Annotated in this window: 17 protein-coding genes; 8 read left to right on the top strand and 9 right to left on the bottom strand. The window is 47.7% G+C overall.

All coding sequences use genetic code 11. The features are described from left to right. Window positions 1–9: 9 nt before the first annotated feature. The 3 genes from purN to C2755_RS08495 are packed head-to-tail and all read left to right on the top strand — an operon-like array spanning window position 10 to window position 3,417. Window positions 10–639: a phosphoribosylglycinamide formyltransferase gene (gene purN / locus C2755_RS08505; RefSeq protein ID WP_215320875.1), complete on the top strand. Its 630-nt coding sequence runs from the start codon at window positions 10–12 to the stop codon at window positions 637–639. Continuing rightward, window positions 636–2,195 carry an RsmB/NOP family class I SAM-dependent RNA methyltransferase gene (locus C2755_RS08500; RefSeq protein ID WP_215320873.1) on the top strand — a complete coding sequence of 520 codons (1,560 nt, stop codon included), beginning with the start codon at window positions 636–638 and terminating at the stop codon, window positions 2,193–2,195. Before purN ends, C2755_RS08500 begins: the two co-directional genes overlap by 4 nt. Before the next feature lie 28 nt (window positions 2,196–2,223). Then, window positions 2,224–3,417: an acyl-CoA desaturase gene (locus C2755_RS08495; RefSeq protein WP_215320871.1), complete on the top strand. Its 1,194-nt coding sequence runs from the start codon at window positions 2,224–2,226 to the stop codon at window positions 3,415–3,417. Between the two features lie 89 nt (window positions 3,418–3,506). Here the strand turns inward: C2755_RS08495 and rpmG are convergent, their stop codons facing one another. The 3 genes from rpmG to radC all read right to left on the bottom strand — a co-directional run bounded on the left by rpmG (window position 3,507) and on the right by radC (window position 4,786). Beyond that, window positions 3,507–3,674, bottom strand: a complete 168-nt coding sequence (gene rpmG, locus C2755_RS08490) for a 50S ribosomal protein L33 (protein ID WP_015421876.1) — start codon at window positions 3,672–3,674, stop codon at window positions 3,507–3,509. Between the two features lie 11 nt (window positions 3,675–3,685). Further along, window positions 3,686–3,919 carry a 50S ribosomal protein L28 gene (rpmB, locus tag C2755_RS08485; RefSeq protein WP_011903570.1) on the bottom strand — a complete coding sequence of 78 codons (234 nt, stop codon included), beginning with the start codon at window positions 3,917–3,919 and terminating at the stop codon, window positions 3,686–3,688. Window positions 3,920–4,063: 144 nt separating this feature from the next. Next, complete coding sequence (radC, locus tag C2755_RS08480) at window positions 4,064–4,786, bottom strand: DNA repair protein RadC (RefSeq protein WP_215320869.1); 723 nt, start codon at window positions 4,784–4,786, stop codon at window positions 4,064–4,066. Between the two features lie 3 nt (window positions 4,787–4,789). Here radC and C2755_RS08475 point away from each other — a divergent pair, with 3 nt between their 5' ends. Both C2755_RS08475 and ispH read left to right on the top strand, forming a co-directional pair. Then, on the top strand, window positions 4,790–5,236 hold the full coding sequence (locus C2755_RS08475) for a peptidylprolyl isomerase (protein ID WP_215320866.1): 447 nt from the start codon (window positions 4,790–4,792) through the stop codon (window positions 5,234–5,236). Window positions 5,237–5,239: 3 nt separating this feature from the next. Beyond that, the gene (gene ispH / locus C2755_RS08470) at window positions 5,240–6,181 is read left to right on the top strand and encodes a 4-hydroxy-3-methylbut-2-enyl diphosphate reductase (protein ID WP_215320864.1); all 942 of its coding nucleotides are present in this window, start codon (window positions 5,240–5,242) and stop codon (window positions 6,179–6,181) included. Window positions 6,182–6,184: 3 nt separating this feature from the next. On the opposite strand, the gene C2755_RS08465 is transcribed toward ispH, so the two are convergent. Together C2755_RS08465 and C2755_RS08460 are read right to left on the bottom strand one after the other, a co-directional pair. Then, window positions 6,185–7,378 (bottom strand): acetylornithine transaminase, encoded by a 1,194-nt coding sequence (locus tag C2755_RS08465; RefSeq protein ID WP_215320862.1) that lies wholly within the window; start codon window positions 7,376–7,378, stop codon window positions 6,185–6,187. Window positions 7,379–7,455: 77 nt separating this feature from the next. Then, a complete protein-coding gene (locus C2755_RS08460; protein WP_215320860.1) occupies window positions 7,456–8,496 on the bottom strand; it encodes a CDP-6-deoxy-delta-3,4-glucoseen reductase in 1,041 nt (346 codons plus the stop codon). A gap of 36 nt (window positions 8,497–8,532) precedes the next feature. Here C2755_RS08460 and C2755_RS08455 point away from each other — a divergent pair, with 36 nt between their 5' ends. Further along, on the top strand, window positions 8,533–9,420 hold the full coding sequence (locus C2755_RS08455) for an SDR family oxidoreductase (RefSeq protein WP_215322351.1): 888 nt from the start codon (window positions 8,533–8,535) through the stop codon (window positions 9,418–9,420). On the opposite strand, the gene C2755_RS08450 is transcribed toward C2755_RS08455, so the two are convergent. The 3 genes from C2755_RS08450 to C2755_RS08440 all read right to left on the bottom strand — a co-directional run bounded on the left by C2755_RS08450 (window position 9,401) and on the right by C2755_RS08440 (window position 13,237). Beyond that, window positions 9,401–11,173 carry a glutamine--tRNA ligase/YqeY domain fusion protein gene (locus tag C2755_RS08450; RefSeq protein ID WP_215320859.1) on the bottom strand — a complete coding sequence of 591 codons (1,773 nt, stop codon included), beginning with the start codon at window positions 11,171–11,173 and terminating at the stop codon, window positions 9,401–9,403. The two genes, C2755_RS08455 and C2755_RS08450, sit on opposite strands and share 20 nt — an antisense overlap. An 84-nt stretch (window positions 11,174–11,257) precedes the next feature. Next, window positions 11,258–12,760, bottom strand: a complete 1,503-nt coding sequence (locus C2755_RS08445) for a tripartite tricarboxylate transporter permease (protein WP_215320857.1) — start codon at window positions 12,758–12,760, stop codon at window positions 11,258–11,260. Window positions 12,761–12,778: 18 nt separating this feature from the next. Continuing rightward, on the bottom strand, window positions 12,779–13,237 hold the full coding sequence (locus C2755_RS08440) for a tripartite tricarboxylate transporter TctB family protein (RefSeq protein ID WP_215320855.1): 459 nt from the start codon (window positions 13,235–13,237) through the stop codon (window positions 12,779–12,781). A 121-nt stretch (window positions 13,238–13,358) separates the two neighbouring features. Here C2755_RS08440 and alaS point away from each other — a divergent pair, with 121 nt between their 5' ends. Both alaS and C2755_RS08430 read left to right on the top strand, forming a co-directional pair. Beyond that, a complete protein-coding gene (gene alaS / locus C2755_RS08435) occupies window positions 13,359–15,983 on the top strand; it encodes an alanine--tRNA ligase (RefSeq protein WP_215320853.1) in 2,625 nt (874 codons plus the stop codon). After that, window positions 15,980–16,225 carry a sulfurtransferase TusA family protein gene (locus C2755_RS08430; RefSeq protein ID WP_216860890.1) on the top strand — a complete coding sequence of 82 codons (246 nt, stop codon included), beginning with the start codon at window positions 15,980–15,982 and terminating at the stop codon, window positions 16,223–16,225. The genes alaS and C2755_RS08430 overlap by 4 nt, the downstream gene beginning before the upstream one ends. Before the next feature lie 90 nt (window positions 16,226–16,315). On the opposite strand, the gene galU is transcribed toward C2755_RS08430, so the two are convergent. Further along, window positions 16,316–17,206, bottom strand: a complete 891-nt coding sequence (gene galU, locus C2755_RS08425) for a UTP--glucose-1-phosphate uridylyltransferase GalU (protein ID WP_215320851.1) — start codon at window positions 17,204–17,206, stop codon at window positions 16,316–16,318. Window positions 17,207–17,213 lie beyond the last annotated feature (7 nt).

The following is a 17,213-nucleotide window of genomic DNA, read 5'->3' as shown; positions in this document are numbered from 1 at the left end:
ATTGTGGGCATGCCTTCTATCGTCACCTTAATCTCCGGCCGCGGATCTAATTTCGAGGCCATCGTCAAAATAGCTCAAAAAGAGCAATGGCCAGTCACTTTTGCTGGGGTTATAGCGAATCACTCGGCGGCTAAGGGCCTTGATTTTGCTCGCTCGCAGGGTATTCCGGCCTTTACCATTGAGCATAAAGAGCACGCGACCCGTGAATCCTTTGATGCTGCCTTAATTGCGCAGATTGATGCCTTAGGGGCTGATTTGGTGGTTCTTGCAGGCTTTATGAGAATTTTGACTCCAGGCTTTATTCGCCATTTTGAGGGTCGCTTGATCAATATCCATCCAGCCTTGTTGCCCGCCTTCCCCGGTTTACATACCCACGAGCGGGCTCTAGAGGCTGGCGTGAAGGAGCATGGTGCCACCGTGCACTTCGTGAATGAGGGTGTGGATGAGGGTCCGATAATTTGTCAGGCCTCAGTTCCAGTGCTGGAAAGTGACGATGCAGACACCTTGGCCGCTCGTGTTTTAGCTGCTGAGCATCAAATTTACCCGCGGGCCGTAAAATGGTTCCTCGATGGACGATTGCGCATAGAAGGTAATCAAGTGAAGTTACAACCCCCGGAGTCGCAATTTTTTAAATTATGAGTGCAGAACGTCCACCCCGCAGATCTGGCAGCAGACTAGCCCCCCATAAAAGTTATGCAACGAAATCGAAAGATCCGCTGCGTCGTCCTGAGCGTCGCAATGCCAGTGGTAATTTAATTGCGCCAGAAGGCCAAAAGAATTTTTCCAATGCAAAAGCATTGCCGCAGCATGCAATTCATCTTGAGCGCTTACTTCCCGAATTGCTGAGTTTTGAACAGCCAGCTGACCGAGTAGTCAGTCGTTATTTCAGAGAAGAAAAACAACTAGGAAATCGCGATCGTGCTTTGATTGCTGAGAGTGCGTTCGCCATTTTGCGTCGTAAAAATGAGTTCTCTCAATTTGCTTCGAGCGGCGAAGGCTCTCAGCCTAGACGCTTAGCCCTATTGGGTTTGCTATCTGCTCTGTCGGAGGGTGGATTGGGTTCTGCTAATCGTGCAGAGAGCGCTATCGCCGACTTGGCACACGTTCTAAAGCCTGGTGAATATGAGTGGCTGCAACGTTTTGCAACGGTTGATCCTTCGGCATTAAATCCTCTCGTGCGCAACAATTTGCCAGAGTGGTTATGGGATGCATTTGGAAAATATCCCGGTGAAGAGACTCGTGAAGAGTTGGCTAAGTCATTAATGCATCCAGCACTGTTAGATTTACGTGCGAACACCATGAAAACCAATCGCGAAGAACTGCTTGTGCAGATGAATGCATTGGGCGGTCGCTATCAAGCAATTCCAACTCCTTACGCGCCTGATGGCGTGCGCATTATGGGCAAACCTGCTCTGCAAAATACTGCTGGTTTTAAAGCCGGTATGTTTGAAGTTCAAGATGAGGGTAGTCAGCTTTTGGCTTACTTACTTGCACCTAAACGTGGTGAGATGGTTGTTGACTTTTGCGCTGGAGCTGGCGGCAAGACTTTGGCGATTGGGGCGATCATGCGCTCTACAGGGCGTTTGTATGCTTTAGATACATCAGAGCGTCGTTTAGCGAATTTGAAGCCAAGGCAGGCCCGTAGTGGCCTTTCTAATGTGCATCCAGTGTGGATTGATAGTGAGAATGACGCCAAGATCAAACGCTTGGCCGGCAAGATTGATCGTGTCCTAGTGGATGCCCCTTGTAGTGGCATGGGTACCTTGCGCCGCAATCCCGACCTGAAATGGCGCCAGACCCCCGCTGGAGTCTTGGAGCTCAATCAGAAGCAGATGAATATCTTGGCCTCTGCTGCGCGCTTGCTAAAACCAGGCGGACGCTTGGTTTATGCCACCTGCAGCCTGTTACCCCAGGAGAATCAAGCTATTGCCGAAGATTTTCTGGCAAAACATCCTCAATTTGAGGCTGTTCCGGCAGCTGAAGCTCTTAAGCCATTGTTTCCTAAGGATAAATTACCAGTAGGTTGTAGCTCGGATAATCCTTGGTGGCAGTTATGGCCCCATATTCATGGAACCGATGGCTTTTTTGGGGCTGTATTCCAGAAAAAAGCTGCTGCCCCAGTTGCCGAGTCAGAAAAAGACCCTCAAAAAGAGACTAAGGTCAAAAACAAGAAGGCCCCTAAAGAACTAAAATAAAGTTTTAGACCTCTTTAGGGATTCCCTTTTGAATACAGCTTCAGGTTTTGATTTGTTCCTCCATTGGCTTGCTAATGGATATTTGGATTGGTCTTGGTGGAAGATAGTTGTTTTCACCTTAATCGTTACGCACATCACGATTGCTGCGGTAACGATTTTCTTGCACCGCTGCCAAGCCCACCGGGCTTTGGATCTGCATCCCATTGTTTCTCACTTCTTCCGTTTGTGGCTTTGGCTAACAACCGGCATGGTTACCAAAGAGTGGGCGGCCATCCATCGCAAACATCACGCTAAATGTGAAACAGTTGATGATCCTCATAGCCCACAGGTTTTGGGTATCAATACAGTGCTCTCTCGTGGCGCTGAGCTCTATAAAAAAGAAGCGGCCAATCAAGAGACCTTGAATAAATTTGGTCACGGTACTCCAGATGACTGGATCGAGCACAACATCTACTCTAAGTTTTCTTGGCAGGGCGTTGCCATCATGCTCATCATCGATGTGTTTTTGTTTGGCGCGGTTGGCCTAACAGTTTGGGCAGTGCAAATGCTCTGGATTCCAATTACCGCAGCCGGCATCATTAATGGTGTTGGTCACTTCTGGGGCTATCGTAATTTTGATTGCGAAGATGCTTCCCGAAACATTGTGCCTTGGGGTATTTTGATTGGTGGCGAAGAGCTGCACAATAATCATCACACCTTTGCAACGAGTGCGAAGCTGTCGAACAAGTGGTATGAGTTCGATATTGGTTGGATGTATATTCAGATCATGAGCGCAGTTGGCTTGGCTACTGTGAAGAAGACGCCGCCTAAGCCGGTACTAAGCGATTTGCGTCCTGCTGATCAAAGCACCCTAGAGGCTATCATTGCAAACCGTTATGAAATCATGGCTCGTTATAGCAAGACATTGCGTAACTTCTTTGGCAATGAAGTGCAGCACATGCAAGTCTTGGCAACGCATTTAAGTGATGCGCGTACTTGGCTAGCTAAGGATGAATCTCGTTTAACTGAGCAAGAGAAAGCAAAGCTTGAAGAGCTCATGGCGAGTAATGCTCAGCTACGCAAAATGATTGAGATGCGTCGTGAGCTACAGGCTATCTGGGGTCGCTCCAACAGCACTAAAGAGCAATTACTTTCTCAGCTGCATGCTTGGTGTCAGCGCGCTGAAGACAGTGGCTTAACAAGTCTGCGTGAGTTCTCTTTGAGATTGCGTCGTTACGCCTAAAGATAAATTGCAAACCAAGCGCTTGGAAGAATTTCTAGGCAATAAAAAACCCGCTACTTCAGCGGGTTTTTTATTGCTTGAAGTAAAAATTACTTCAGCTTTGTTTCTTTGTAAGCAACGTGCTTGCGAATGGTTGGATCGAATTTCATGATCTCCATTTTCTCAGGCTTTGTACGCTTGTTTTTTGAAGTTGTATAGAAGTGACCAGTACCTGCTGATGACTCTAACTTGATTTTTTCTCTGCCGCCTTTAGCCATTTGTGCGCTCCTTAAATTTCGCCACGTGCACGAAGATCAGACAACACAGCATCGATGCCGTTCTTGTCGATAACGCGCAAACCAGCATTGGTTAAGCGCAAGCTAATCCAACGGTTTTCAGATTCAACCCAGAAACGACGATTTTGCAAATTCGGCAAAAAGCGACGCTTCGTTTTATTGTTTGCATGGGATACATTGTTGCCAACCATCGGCTTCTTCCCAGTGACTTGGCAAACTTTTGCCATGACATAACTCCATTAATTGCGAAAAAAGAAGATTGTATCAGTCTCAGCCTATTTTCGGCTAGCCCTAAATGGCTTTGTTTGGGGGGAATTCAGTATAAAGGGGGTATCTAGGTAGAAAATTACCTATCAAGTTAGCATTTACTATCATTTAAGACCAATATCCATAAGCCCAGAGTCAGAAAAAGAGAAAAAACCGCTGCCACTCACAATACAGTGATCCAAGAGCTGAATATCTACCAGTTGCAAGGCATTTGCTAATACTTTGGTGAGTTTTTGATCTGCTTCGCTCGGTAATGGATTGCCACTGGGGTGGTTGTGGGCCACGATGAGGGCGCTAGCATTTTTAGCAAGGGCTTCTTTTAGGATTTCACGGGGGTAGATGGCTGTTTGGGTAATAGACCCCCTAAAAAGCTCATCACACTCAATCAGGTGAAGCCGGGAGTCTAAGTAGAGACACAGAAAGACCTCATGGGGGAGACGGCCAATTTTGGCCTGCAAGAACTCCCTGACATGGTTGGGCGATGAAAAGATAGGGTCATGGGTCAAGCCATCCTCTAGACTTCTCTTAACTAGCTCATATGCCGCCTGAATTTGAGACCATTTGGAAAGCCCCATGCCATGGAGGCGTGTGAATTCTTCGGGGGTGCTGGCCAATAGTCGAGGGAGGCTCCCAAAGTGATGCAGTAGATCTTTAGCTAGTGCAACAGCACTTTTACCCTTAACCCCAACCCGCAAAAAGATGGCAAGTAGTTCTGCATCAGAAAGTGACGCTGCGCCATTTAAGCGCAGTTTTTCTCGAGGCTGCTCATTTTTTGGCCAGCCCGTAATGGGGGAATGCACAGCCAGCGCAGGCCTAGATACAATCACCTTATGACTAAGCTTACTGTTTTGCCTAATTCCTATCTGACCCTCAACTATCGGCTCACTTTGCCCAGTGGGGAGGATTACATCAACACTTTTGTCGATCGTCCTGCGACGGTTTTGATGGGGTCTGGACAATTTGCTCCTTGCTTTGAGAATGTATTGTTGGGCTTGGGTATTGGTGAGAAAAAAAGTGCATTGCTAGCGCCGGAAGAAAGTTTTGGTGAGCGCAAAGAGGATTTAGTGCAATGGGTATCTTTGAAGGCGCTTAAAGAAGGTCGCGATGACGACGTGGAATTTAATCCGGGGGATGTGATTGAGTTCAACGCGCCTGGTGGCGCTCAATATGCAGGCGTGCTGCAATCGATCAATGAAGAGGGCGCTTGGTTTGACTTTAATCACCCATTGGCAGGCAGACCGGTAACTTTTGAAGCAGAGATTGTGGCGATTTTGTAAACCATGAGCGACTTTAATAACCCAGAAATTTTGATGGCTCAGCCGCGTGGTTTTTGCGCGGGCGTAGATCGTGCTATCAATATCGTCAACGAGGCACTCATTCGTTTTGGTGCACCAATATATGTGCGCCATGAAATTGTGCACAACGCTTATGTAGTCAATGAGTTGCGCGAGAAGGGTGCGGTATTCGTAGATGAATTGCATGATGTTCCCAAAGGGGGCATTGTTGTATTTAGTGCTCATGGCGTTTCTCAGGAAGTTCGTAGGGATGCTGAAGCGCGAGGTTTGCAGGTGTATGACGCTACATGCCCGCTGGTTACCAAGGTTCACCTTGAGGTTGTCAAGATGTGTAAAGATGGCTTCACGGTATTGATGATTGGTCATGCTGGACATCCTGAAGTTGAAGGAACGATGGGGCAGGTGAAAGAAGGCGTTTTCTTAATCGAAAAAGTTGGCGATGTGGGCTCTTTGCCTTTCCCGGCAGATGAAAAGATTGCATTTGTTACCCAGACAACACTCTCAGTAGATGAGACAAAAGAAATTGTCGATGCGCTAACGATGAAGTTTCCCAATATTGTTCAGCCCCGCAAACAAGATATTTGTTATGCCACTCAGAATCGTCAAGATGCTGTGAAATTCATGGCGCCTCAGGTTGAGGTCGTTATTGTGGTGGGAAGTGCGACAAGCTCGAACTCCAATCGCCTGCGTGAGCTTTCTGAAAAGCTTGGCGTTCCGTCTTACATGGTGGACGCTCCGGAACAGCTCAAGCCAGAATGGTTTGCTGGTAAAAAACGGGTTGGTTTAACTGCGGGCGCATCAGCGCCGGAGAGCTTGGCGCAATCGATTGTTAGCCAAATTCAGGAGTTTGGCCCTAGACAGGTAAGGGCGCTTGATGGAGTAATAGAGGAAGTGACTTTCTCTCTACCTAAAAACCTAATTGGGTAGAGCTTAGCCAACTTGCTTTAGCAGCTCACGCAGCATATTGCACATCTCACGAATTTCATCGTCCGATACATTTAAAGCAGGCATAAAGCGTAACAAGTTTCGTCTTGGTGAATTAATCAACAAGCCTTCAGGACTGCGATCCCTGGCAAGATCAACCAGTTTTGGGCCAATATCTTTTCCAAGCATCAATGCGCGTAGCAATCCTTCGCCACGCTCACCTTCAAGATTAAATTCTGCGCAAAGCTTGAGTAATTCAGACTTGAGTAATGCACCTTTGGCTTTAACGCTGTCCAAAAATCCTGGAGCTAGTAGTTGCTCAATGACGCTAATACCTACAGCAGTCATGAGTGGGTTGCCGTTATAGGTCCCACCTTGATCGCCAGGTACAAAGCAAGCTACCGCATCAGTTGCTAATAGGGCTGCCAAAGGAACGCCTCCACCAATCCCTTTGCCCAAGGTCATGATGTCTGGCTCAATGCCATAGTTTTGGTAAGCAAAGAGCGTACCGGTACGTCCGCAACCAGCCTGCACTTCATCGGCAATTAACAGAATATTATTTTCTTTGGTGAATTTACGTAGCCCACGCATAAATTCTTGAGTCGCTGGAATCACGCCACCTTCACCTTGAACAGGTTCAAGCATGACTGCAACGGTTTTGTCGGTTACGAGTTTTTTAACGGATTCCAAATCATTCAAATCCGCCTTCGGAAAGCCCGCCACTTGTGGGGCAAACATCGTGTCCCAGTTTGGCTTTCCGGAAGCACTCATCGTTGCTAGTGTGCGGCCATGAAAGCTGTGATCAAACGTGATGATCTCAAATGCGCCAGATTTATTGAGTTGACCCCATTTGCGCGCTAACTTAATGGCGCCTTCATTCGCTTCAGCTCCGCTATTGGCAAAGAAGACTTTGTCAAAACAGCTGTTTTCAGTCAGTAGATTCGATAAGCCAATCATCGGCTCGTTAAAAAATGCCGGACTAGGGTTAATGAGTGTCTTTGCTTGCTTATTGAGCGCCTCAATCATTCCTGGGTTGCAGTGACCTAAGCAATTCACGGCCCAGCCTTGCAAGAAATCCAAATAGCGTTTCCCATTGTTATCAGTGAGCCATGAACCCTTACCTTCGACCATGATCACATCAGGGCGCGGTGTAATAAACATGACTGAGTGGGTATCGATCGTCTGGGTTGTCTTATTCATGCTGATTTAAGGGGTGAGGGTGACAGGGTGAAATGAAGTTTCTATTATCTAACCGAATAGGTTTTATGGCACAGGACTTATGCGGTGGCTAAATCAGCAGCGCTGGTGAAGGAGTCAGCAAAGAACTCTTCCTCTGGCAGTTGACACTTGGCTAAGAAGTCATTTCTGGCAGCATTGACCATGACTGGGGCGCCACAGGCATAGATCTGGAAACCTTTCATATCAGGATGGTCCGCCATAACAGCTTGATGCACAAAGCCAGTGCGACCTTGCCAGGCGTCTTCAGCCAAGGCGTCCGAAATCACTGGGATGTATTTAAAGTCGGCAATTTCTTTTTCCCAGGCTTTGCACAAGTCATCTAAATACAAGTCACTAGGGCGACGTCCACCCCAATAGAGGTGAATGGGTCTTTCTATCTTCTTTGCTTGCATTTGCTCAATGATCGATTTGATTGGAGCAAAACCTGTGCCAGCGGCAACAAAGATAATTGGTTTTTTGGAATCTTCTCTCAAGAAAAAGCTCCCCAAGGGGCCTTCAAAACGAAGAATGTCTTTTTCTTTTAATGCGGGTGTGACGGCGCCAAATACAAAGTCAGTAAACAGGCCGCCTGGCAAATGACGAATGTGCAACTCCAGCGGACCTTCTTGCTCGGGCACGTTGGCGATTGAGTAAGCGCGGCGTTGGCCATCCTTAAGGAGAAACTCCAAATACTGCCCAGCCAAGAATTGAAAGCGCTCTGCAGCGGGTAGTTGCAGCTTGAGAATGGCGACATCATCACTAGGTTTGGTAATCGCGTTGACTCGGCATGGCACTTTGCGAATCGCAATATCACCCGCCCCTTGGACTTCACGAGCTTCAATCAGCAGGTCTGATTGGGGATGGGAGCAGCAAAATAGAATGCCACCCGCAGTCTCATCGGCCTTGCTCAGGGCGCTTTCACTATGCTGACCATGGGTGACTTGACCTTCTAGAACTTTACCTTTGCAGGAGCCGCAAGCACCATTTTTGCAGCCATAGGGCAGGTTGATGGCTTGACGAAGAGCAGCCTCCAGGAGATTCTCATCTGGATTGACGGTGAATTGTTTGCCGCTCGTTTTGAGCGTGACCTGATAAGACACTCTCATTCCTTTCAATAAATCGTTACGATGTTACTTATGCAATCTTTTGGTAAGCCTTCAATCCTGATTATTGGCTGCGGAGACATCGGTCTTCGGGTAGCTAAACAAATGTCGCGAAGCCACCGTGTCTTTGCGCTCACTTCTCAACAAAATCGCTTTCAGGAGTTGAGGGCGGTTGGCGCGATTCCTGTTTTGGGTAATCTGGATCATCCAGAGTCTTTATGGCGCCTTAGCGGTTTAGCTCAAACCGTCATTCATCTAGCGCCACCTCAAAATGGTGGAAATCGTGATTGCCGAACCCGCAACCTTCTCCGAATTTTAGCCCAAGGCTCCAATGCCGTCAGGCGCCTGATCTATATCAGCACTACCGGTGTTTACGGTGATCATAGGGGTGGAAAGGTGAGTGAGGCTACCCCAGTAAGCCCCCAAAGCGAGCGAGCCCAAAGAAGGGTTGATGCCGAGAGAATTCTCCGTTTATGGGCGCCCGCCCATGGAGTAGCTTTGACAATTTTGCGCGTCCCGGGAATTTATGCAGCCGACCGCTTACCGATTGAGAGGCTTCAGGCGCAAACACCCGCATTACTGCCAGAAGAAGACGCTTATTCGAATCATATTCACAGCGATGACTTAGCGAGGCTAGTCTGCGCAGCGGTCTACTATGGCAAGCCTCAGCGCATCATTAATGCCTGTGATGGCGGTGAGACCAAAATGGGTGATTACTTTGATGAAGTGGCCGATGCCTTTGGGCTAGAAAGACCGGCTCGATTGCCTGGTAACGAGTTACAAAAAATCGTCAGTCCGATGCTTTGGTCCTTTATGCGTGAGTCACGCAGAGTGACCAATCAGCGCTTGCCGGAATTAAAAACACCACTACGCTATCCCAGCGTAGGACATTTTCTAAAAACTATTTCCAAGAATCCTTGAGGCCAACCGTACGGTTAAATACTGGCTTGCCAGGTTTGGAGTCATTCTTGTCGGCAACAAAGTAGCCGTGACGTTCAAACTGGAAACAATCTTCCGCTGTGGCATCTTTCATGCTGGGCTCTAAGTAGGCAGAAATCGTTTGCTTAGAGTGGGGATTGATTGCTTCTAAGAAATTCTTGTCACCACTATCTGGGTGGGGGTCGCTAAACAGGTGATCATATAGACGCACTTCTGCAGGAATCGCTTCAGCCGCGCTGATCCAGTGAATATTGCCCTTGACCTTGTAGTTATTGGAGCCAGCAGTACCGCTCTTGCTATCGGGAAAGTGTGTCACGTTGACTTGGGTGACATTTCCTTGTGCATCGGTTTCAAAACCAGTGCATTCCACTACAAAGCCATGGCGTAAGCGAACACGGCTACCTGGCTGATCTCCAATCGGTGGATATAGTCTGAAGAATCCCTTGATGGGTTCCTTCATAAAGTCATCCGCTTCAATCCATAGATCGCGCGTGAAATGAAATTCACGATTACCCCACTCTGGGTGATTGGGATGACGCGGCGCAGAACAAGCCTCTTTTGCTAAGGCATCAAAGTTTTCCACTACGAGCTTGAGTGGCTTGAGTACTGCAGTAGCGCGTGGAGCTCTGACTTCTAGATCATCACGTAATGCTTGATCAAGGGTGCTCATATCAATCCAGCTATCAGCTTTAGAGACACCAATGCGCTCGCAGAACAGACGAATACTTTCTGGCGTATAGCCGCGGCGACGGATGCCGACGATGGTTGGCATTCGAGGATCATCCCAACCCTCAACATGCTTTTCTTCTACAAGCTGCAGTAACTTACGTTTACTGGTGATGGTGTAAGTCAGGTTGAGGCGTGCGAACTCATATTGATGTGGCACTGGGTCTTTAAAGACACCCAATTCTTTTAATGAGTTCACAATCCAATCGTACAAGGGACGGTTGTTCTCGAACTCTAGCGTGCAGATAGAGTGAGAGACATTCTCCAATGCGTCTGAGATGCAATGTGTGAAGTCATATAAAGGGTAAATACACCATTTGCTGCCCGTGCGGTGGTGATCGGTATGGCGGATACGGTAAACCACGGGATCACGCATCACGATGTTGGGATGCGCCATGTCAATTTTCAGTCGCAATACATGCTCGCCATCCCTGAACTTCCCGGCACGCATTTCACGAAATAAGGAGAGATTTTCTTCTGGGCTGCGATCGCGATAAGGGCTATTTTTTCCGGCTTGGCCAAAGTTACCGCGATTGGTATGAATATCATCAGCACTTTGGCTATCGACATACGCTTTGCCATTCTGAATCAAAATTTCAGCAAACTCATATAGTTTGTCAAAGTAGTCGCTTGCGTGATAAAGGTGGGTTCCCCAATCAAAACCTAGCCATTTCACTGCATCCAAAATGCTGTCGGCGTATTCCACATCCTCTTTAACTGGGTTGGTGTCGTCTAGGCGCATATTGCAGCGCGCACCCCCAGCTTGATTGTTGTAATCAGCTGCTAAACCAAAATTGAGGCAAATACTTTTAGCGTGACCAATATGCAGGTAGCCATTAGGTTCAGGCGGAAAGCGGGTGATGATCGATGGGATGGGCTCCCCAGCTAAGTTAGTGCGCTGTGCAAGAGCCCCGCTTGCCAAATCATGATCGATGATCTGGCGCAAGAAATTAGACGGTTCGGCTACAGCGCCGGTATTTGCTTTGGAAGGTTTGCTATCTTGGGACATTGCCACATTGTAGAGAAAACCCTCAGCCCATAAAGAAAAAGCCCGCAAACAGCTGCGGGCTCATTTCTGTGAGGTGTAAAACTATCAGTCTTCGACAAATGCTTCTTCGCGAGTCTTCTTGACTGCCGGCAAGGTAACCATGACCACCAAGAGTGCTGATGCAATCAGTAATCCCAAGGAAAGTGGACGAGTCAGGAAGGTGGTGAAATCACCACGAGATAGCAATAGAGCGCGGCGGAAGTTCTCTTCCATCATTGGTCCAAGTACGAAGCCCAAAAGCAATGGAGGCGGTTCGCAACCCAGTTTGAAGAAGAGGTAACCAATGATGCCGAAGGCAGCGGTCACGTATACATCAAACACGGTGTTGTTTACGGTATAGACGCCGATACAGCAGAAAACCAGAATGGCTGGGTACATGAAGCGATAAGGAATCTTCAGTAACTTTACCCAGATACCAATCAAGGGCAAGTTCAAGAGAATCAACATGACGTTACCAATCCACATGGAGGCGATCAGACCCCAGAACAAAGCTGGGTTGCTGGTCATTACCTGAGGACCTGGTTGAATATTGTGAATAGTCATCGCACCAACCATCAAGGCCATCACTGCATTTGGTGGAATACCCAAAGTCAACAATGGAATAAATGAGGTTTGAGCAGCAGCGTTATTGGCTGATTCAGGACCAGCAACACCCTCAATAGCGCCTTTACCAAACTCATGGCTGTACTTGGATGATTTTTTCTCAACAGAGTAAGCGCCAAATGCGGCAAGTGCTGCGCCGCCGCCTGGCAAGATTCCAAGAATCGAACCAATCGTTGTGCCGCGCAGGATGGAAGGAATCATGCGCTTGACGTCTTCCTTGGTAGGAATCATGGTGGTCATCTTATTGAGGAAACCTTCATCCTCATCCGTCTTCTCAAGGTTGCCCATGATTTCTGCGAAACCGAATACGCCCATAGCAACAGCAACGAAACCAATACCGTCACTTAATTCAGGAATATCAAACGCATAACGCGAAACACCAGAGTTAACGTCAGTGCCGATTAGGCCCATTAAGAGACCTAAGACAATCATGCCAATCGCTTTGATCAAGGATCCTGATGCCAACACAACTGCGCCGATCAAACCGAGAACCATGAGGGAGAAGTATTCTGCTGGACCAAACTTAAATGCCAGCTGTGAGAGTGGTGCAGCAAATGCAGCCAATACCAAAGTTGCAACGCAACCAGCAAAGAATGAGCCCATGCCGGCGGTGAACAATGCAACACCAGCTCGACCATTTCTGGCCATTTGGTAGCCATCAATCGCCGTCACCACCGAGGATGTTTCTCCTGGGATGTTCAACAGAATTGCTGTTGTAGAGCCGCCGTACTGTGAGCCGTAGTAAATACCAGCCAACATAATCAATGCTGCGATTGGAGGCAAGGCATAAGTAGCTGGCAACAGCATTGCAATCGTGGCGATTGGACCCAAGCCTGGCAGTACACCAATCAGGGTTCCCAATACGCAGCCGATCAGGCAGTAAAGAAGATTTTGTAATGTAAACGCGGTATCGAAACCGAGAGCTAAATTAGCAAATAAGTCCATTTTCAGTATCCCGGTACGTTATTGAAGAAAGAAAGGCAGTAATGGGAACTGTAATTTCAGACCCAAAACGAATACCGAATAAGTGAAAACAATTAGAAATGTGGCATTGATTAAAGTGCCTTTCCAATGAAATTCATGACTTGCGCTGGCTGACATAAACACCAAAACGAACACGGCTACGATAAAACCCATCGTTGGCAAAAGGACGCCGTATGCAATGACAGATCCTGTAATGAGCCCAATGACCTTCCAATTGAAAGGAGGGATTTTTTCAATCGCTGCTTTAGCGCTGAGTGACTTCACTAAGATAAGTAAACCCAAGGCTGTCATTACTAGGCCTAGCCAGAAGGGAAAGTATCCAGGCCCCATTTTGGCGGCAGTTCCCATTGGGTACTGGGTAGCCATGATGGTAAAAAAAAGGCCAATGACCATATACATTAGGCCAGCCCCAAAATCTTTTTGATTGCGGATTTCCAAGTTGCGCTCCTTAATTACCGACTTATTTGTCGATTTATTGATGTTGAGCGATTGTAAGGCAGGATATGGGGATCTTGTCTAGGGTTTGCCCTAGAGAGGTGCCAATGCGATAATTATTGCCATGAAAGTCTCCCAAATTCGCCAAGCCTATCTGGACTTCTTTGCCCAAAAAGGTCACCAAATCGTCCCTTCCAGCCCAGTAGTGCCGGGGGATGACCCAACCCTGCTATTTACTAATGCAGGCATGAATCAATTTAAAGATGTGTTTTTGGGCTTCGATAAGCGCCCATATAACCGCGCGACGACTGCCCAGAAGTGCATCCGGGCCGGTGGAAAACACAATGACTTGGATAACGTCGGATATACCGCGCGTCACCATACCTTTTTTGAAATGTTAGGAAATTTCTCTTTTGGAGATTATTTCAAGAAGGACGCTATTCAATTTGCCTGGGATTTATTGACCCTAGTTTTCAAGTTGCCAAAAGAAAAACTCCTAGTCACTGTCTATGCTGAAGATGACGAGGCTTATGACATTTGGAATAAGCAAATTGGTGTGCCCGCCGATCGCATTATTCGCATTGGAGATAACAAGGGCGCGCGTTACGCATCTGATAATTTTTGGATGATGGGTGATACAGGTCCTTGCGGACCTTGCACTGAAATATTCTACGATCACGGCGAACATATTCCTGGAGGTCCTCCTGGAAGTCCTAATGAAGATGGTGACCGCTTCATCGAAATTTGGAATAACGTCTTCATGCAGTACAACCGTGACGAGGCCGGTGTAATGCATCCGCTACCTAAGCCTAGTGTTGATACAGGCATGGGTCTTGAGCGTATTGCAGCAGTCTTGCAGCATGTTCACTCCAATTATGAAATTGACCTCTTTGTCAATCTCCTCAAAGCTTCCAAGGGGGCTGTAGATGCTGCTGGTGGCGAGAATTGTGACGCACAAAGCCCATCACTCAAAGTGATTGCAGATCATATTCGCGCATGTAGCTTTATTGTCGTTGATGGTGTCATTCCAGGTAATGCTGGTCGTGGTTATGTATTACGCCGCATTGCACGTCGCGCGATTCGTCATGGTTATAAGCTGGGTGCACGTAAACCATTCTTCTATCAGTTGGTTCCTGCGCTCGTTAAAGAGATGGGCGAAGCCTATCCGGAGTTGCGCACCGCACAAGATAAAGTCAGCGAAGTTATTAAGCAAGAAGAAGAGCGCTTCTTCCAAACGATTGCCAATGGCATGGAAATTTTGGATGGTGCTTTAGCTGGCGGCGCAAAAGTAGTCGACGGAGAAACTGCTTTCCGTTTACATGACACTTTTGGATTCCCGTTGGATTTAACGGCTGACGTTTGTCGTGAACGTGGTGTCACTGTTGATGCAGATGGCTTTGAAATAGCGATGCAGAAGCAACGCGATCAAGCAAGAGCCGCAGGCAAATTCAAGGTGGCTCAGGGCCTAGATTACAAGGGCCAACCTACGCAGTTTCATGGTTATGACACCTTAAAGCATGATGGCGCCAAAGTGACTGCGCTTTATGTGGATGGTTCTGCCGTTCCGTCAGTGAAGGCGGGCGATGCGGCCGTGATTGTTTTGGATAACACCCCTTTTTATGCTGAATCTGGTGGCCAAGTAGGGGACAAAGGTGAGCTGCGCAACGAAAGTATTCGTTTTGCAGTGGAAGATACCTTCAAGATTCAGGCTGATGTATTTGGTCACCAGGGTGAAGTGCTTGAGGGTGAGCTCAAAGTAGGTGATACGATCAATGCTCTAGTAGATACCCAGCAAAGAACCGATACGATGCGCAACCATAGTGCTACTCATATCTTGCACAAAGCCTTGCGTGAAGTACTGGGAGATCATGTGCAACAAAAAGGGTCACTGGTAGATGCCACTAAGACCCGTTTTGACTTTACGCACAATGCGCCTATTACTGCTGAGCAAATTCGCCGTATTGAAGATATCGTAAACCAAGAGATTCTGGAAAACACAGCCACTTCAGGCAAAGTCATGTCTTTGGATGATGCGCAAAAGACTGGAGCCATGATGTTGTTTGGCGAGAAGTACGGCGAAGAAGTGCGAGTACTGGAGATAGGTTCTTCTAAAGAACTTTGTGGCGGTACTCACGTAGGACGTACTGGTGATATCGGCAGCTTGAAGATTGTTTCGGAGGGCGGTGTTGCAGCCGGCATCCGCCGTGTTGAGGCTGTTACTGGTAATAACGCGCTGCATTTCTTGCAAGGTTTAGAAGACAAAATTAATGAAGCTGCGGCGATTCTCAAAACCCATCCTGGTGATTTGGTTAATCGCGTTACGCAACTTCAAGAAAGCCTGCGTCAAGCGGAGCGCGAATTAGAAAAAGTGAACTCTAAGTTAGCGGCAAGCCAGGGAGATGAGTTGGCGGGTCAAGCCATTGATGTGAATGGCATCAAAGTCCTTGCTGCACGACTTGATGGCGCCGATGCAGGGGTATTGCGCGAAACAATGGATGCTCTTAAGGCAAAGCTGAAAACCGCTGCTATTGTGTTGGCTTCGGTCCAGGGCGACAAGGTGAGTTTGATTGCTGGTGTGACTGCTGATTCGATTGGCAAAGTAAAGGCAGGCGATCTCGTGAACTTTGTTGCCCAACAAGTGGGCGGTAAAGGTGGCGGCAAACCGGAAATGGCAATGGCCGGCGGAACTGATCCTAGCAAGTTGGGTGTGGCCTTAAGTGGCGTTAAAGACTGGATAGCAAGCAAATGAGTGAACCAGTGAATATTGCTTTTAATGCAGAGGTAGATGCGATTGGTATGAACTGCCCATTGCCTATCTTGCGTACTAAAAAAGCATTGGCAACGATGCAGTCAGGTGAAGTCTTAAAGATTAAGGCAACCGATGCGGGCGCCGCTCATGACTTCCCTGCATTTGCTAAGCAAACTGGAAATGAGTTGCTTGCAAGCACTACGGAAGGTGATGTACTGGTTTTCTTTATGAAGCGTAGGTAAGAAATAGTCTGGCGTTCATACTTCTTGGTAGGGGACTAAACAAAAAGGCAGAGACTCATCTCTGCCTTTTGCATATCTAGCCTCGGAGGGTTACTTTAAAGACCAGCCTCTTAAATACTCAGCGAATTCTTCGCCAACTTCTTTGTGCCGTAGAGCAAAATCTACAGAAGCTTTGAGGTAGCCCAACTTACTACCGCAGTCATAGCGAACGCCATCATATTCGTAAGCGAATACAGGCTCTTCTTTTAGTAATGCAGCAATGGCATCGGTGAGTTGAATTTCTCCGCCGGCGCCAGGCTTCACATTACGAATGTGATCAAAAATCTTTGCTGAGAGCACATAGCGCCCAACTACCGCGAGGTCAGAAGGCGCATCTATTGGCTTCGGTTTCTCGACAATGCCATTGAGGCGATAAATACCTTTGCTAACCTCATCCCCCGAGACAATTCCATATGAGCTACTTTTGGCGGGGTCGATTTTTTCTACTGCCAATACCGATCCTTCTTGCTCTTCATATACTTTGAGCATTTGTGAAAGTACTGGTGGCTGACCATCCAAAAGGTCATCAGCTAAGATCACTGCAAACGGCTCGTCACCCACTACCCGGGCGGCGCAGAGAACTGCATGACCTAATCCCAATGGTTCGGCTTGTCTAATGTAGATGCAGTCCACATTGTCGGGTTTAACACTGCGAACAAGTTGGAGGAGGTCCTGTTTGTTCTTCGCTTCTAGCGCTGCCTCTAGCTCGTAGGCTTTATCAAAGTGATCTTCAATCGCGCGTTTGCTACGGCCCGTCACGAAAATGAGCTCTGTAATACCGGCCGCAACAGCCTCATCTACCGCGTACTGAATCAGCGGCTTGTCCACCACATTGAGCATTTCTTTTGGGCTGGCTTTAGTGGCGGGCAAAAAGCGCGTACCAAATCCCGCAACAGGAAATACAGCCTTAGTTACTTTTTTGGAGCCGAAATGGATTGACATGGGTGGT

Source organism: Polynucleobacter sp. MWH-S4W17, assembly GCF_018687535.1.
GTDB lineage: Bacteria > Pseudomonadota > Gammaproteobacteria > Burkholderiales > Burkholderiaceae > Polynucleobacter.
Note: the sequence above shows the minus strand (reverse complement) of the source record. Positions and strands in the feature narration are given on the sequence as shown.

Bases quoted from the DNA above. Each gene is read 5' to 3' on its own strand.
- purN (WP_215320875.1), top strand. From the start codon at position 10: ATGCCTTCTATCGTCACCTTAATCTCCGGCCGCGGATCTAATTTCGAG.
- C2755_RS08500 (WP_215320873.1), top strand. From the start codon at position 636: ATGAGTGCAGAACGTCCACCCCGCAGATCTGGCAGCAGACTAGCCCCC.
- rpmG (WP_015421876.1), bottom strand. From the start codon at position 3,674: ATGGCTAAAGGCGGCAGAGAAAAAATCAAGTTAGAGTCATCAGCAGGT.
- rpmB (WP_011903570.1), bottom strand. From the start codon at position 3,919: ATGGCAAAAGTTTGCCAAGTCACTGGGAAGAAGCCGATGGTTGGCAAC.
- C2755_RS08475 (WP_215320866.1), top strand. From the start codon at position 4,790: ATGACTAAGCTTACTGTTTTGCCTAATTCCTATCTGACCCTCAACTAT.
- ispH (WP_215320864.1), top strand. From the start codon at position 5,240: ATGAGCGACTTTAATAACCCAGAAATTTTGATGGCTCAGCCGCGTGGT.
- C2755_RS08465 (WP_215320862.1), bottom strand. From the start codon at position 7,378: ATGAATAAGACAACCCAGACGATCGATACCCACTCAGTCATGTTTATT.
- C2755_RS08455 (WP_215322351.1), top strand. From the start codon at position 8,533: ATGCAATCTTTTGGTAAGCCTTCAATCCTGATTATTGGCTGCGGAGAC.
- C2755_RS08450 (WP_215320859.1), bottom strand. From the start codon at position 11,173: ATGTCCCAAGATAGCAAACCTTCCAAAGCAAATACCGGCGCTGTAGCC.
- C2755_RS08445 (WP_215320857.1), bottom strand. From the start codon at position 12,760: ATGGACTTATTTGCTAATTTAGCTCTCGGTTTCGATACCGCGTTTACA.
- alaS (WP_215320853.1), top strand. From the start codon at position 13,359: ATGAAAGTCTCCCAAATTCGCCAAGCCTATCTGGACTTCTTTGCCCAA.
- C2755_RS08430 (WP_216860890.1), top strand. From the start codon at position 15,980: ATGAGTGAACCAGTGAATATTGCTTTTAATGCAGAGGTAGATGCGATT.
- galU (WP_215320851.1), bottom strand. From the start codon at position 17,206: ATGTCAATCCATTTCGGCTCCAAAAAAGTAACTAAGGCTGTATTTCCT.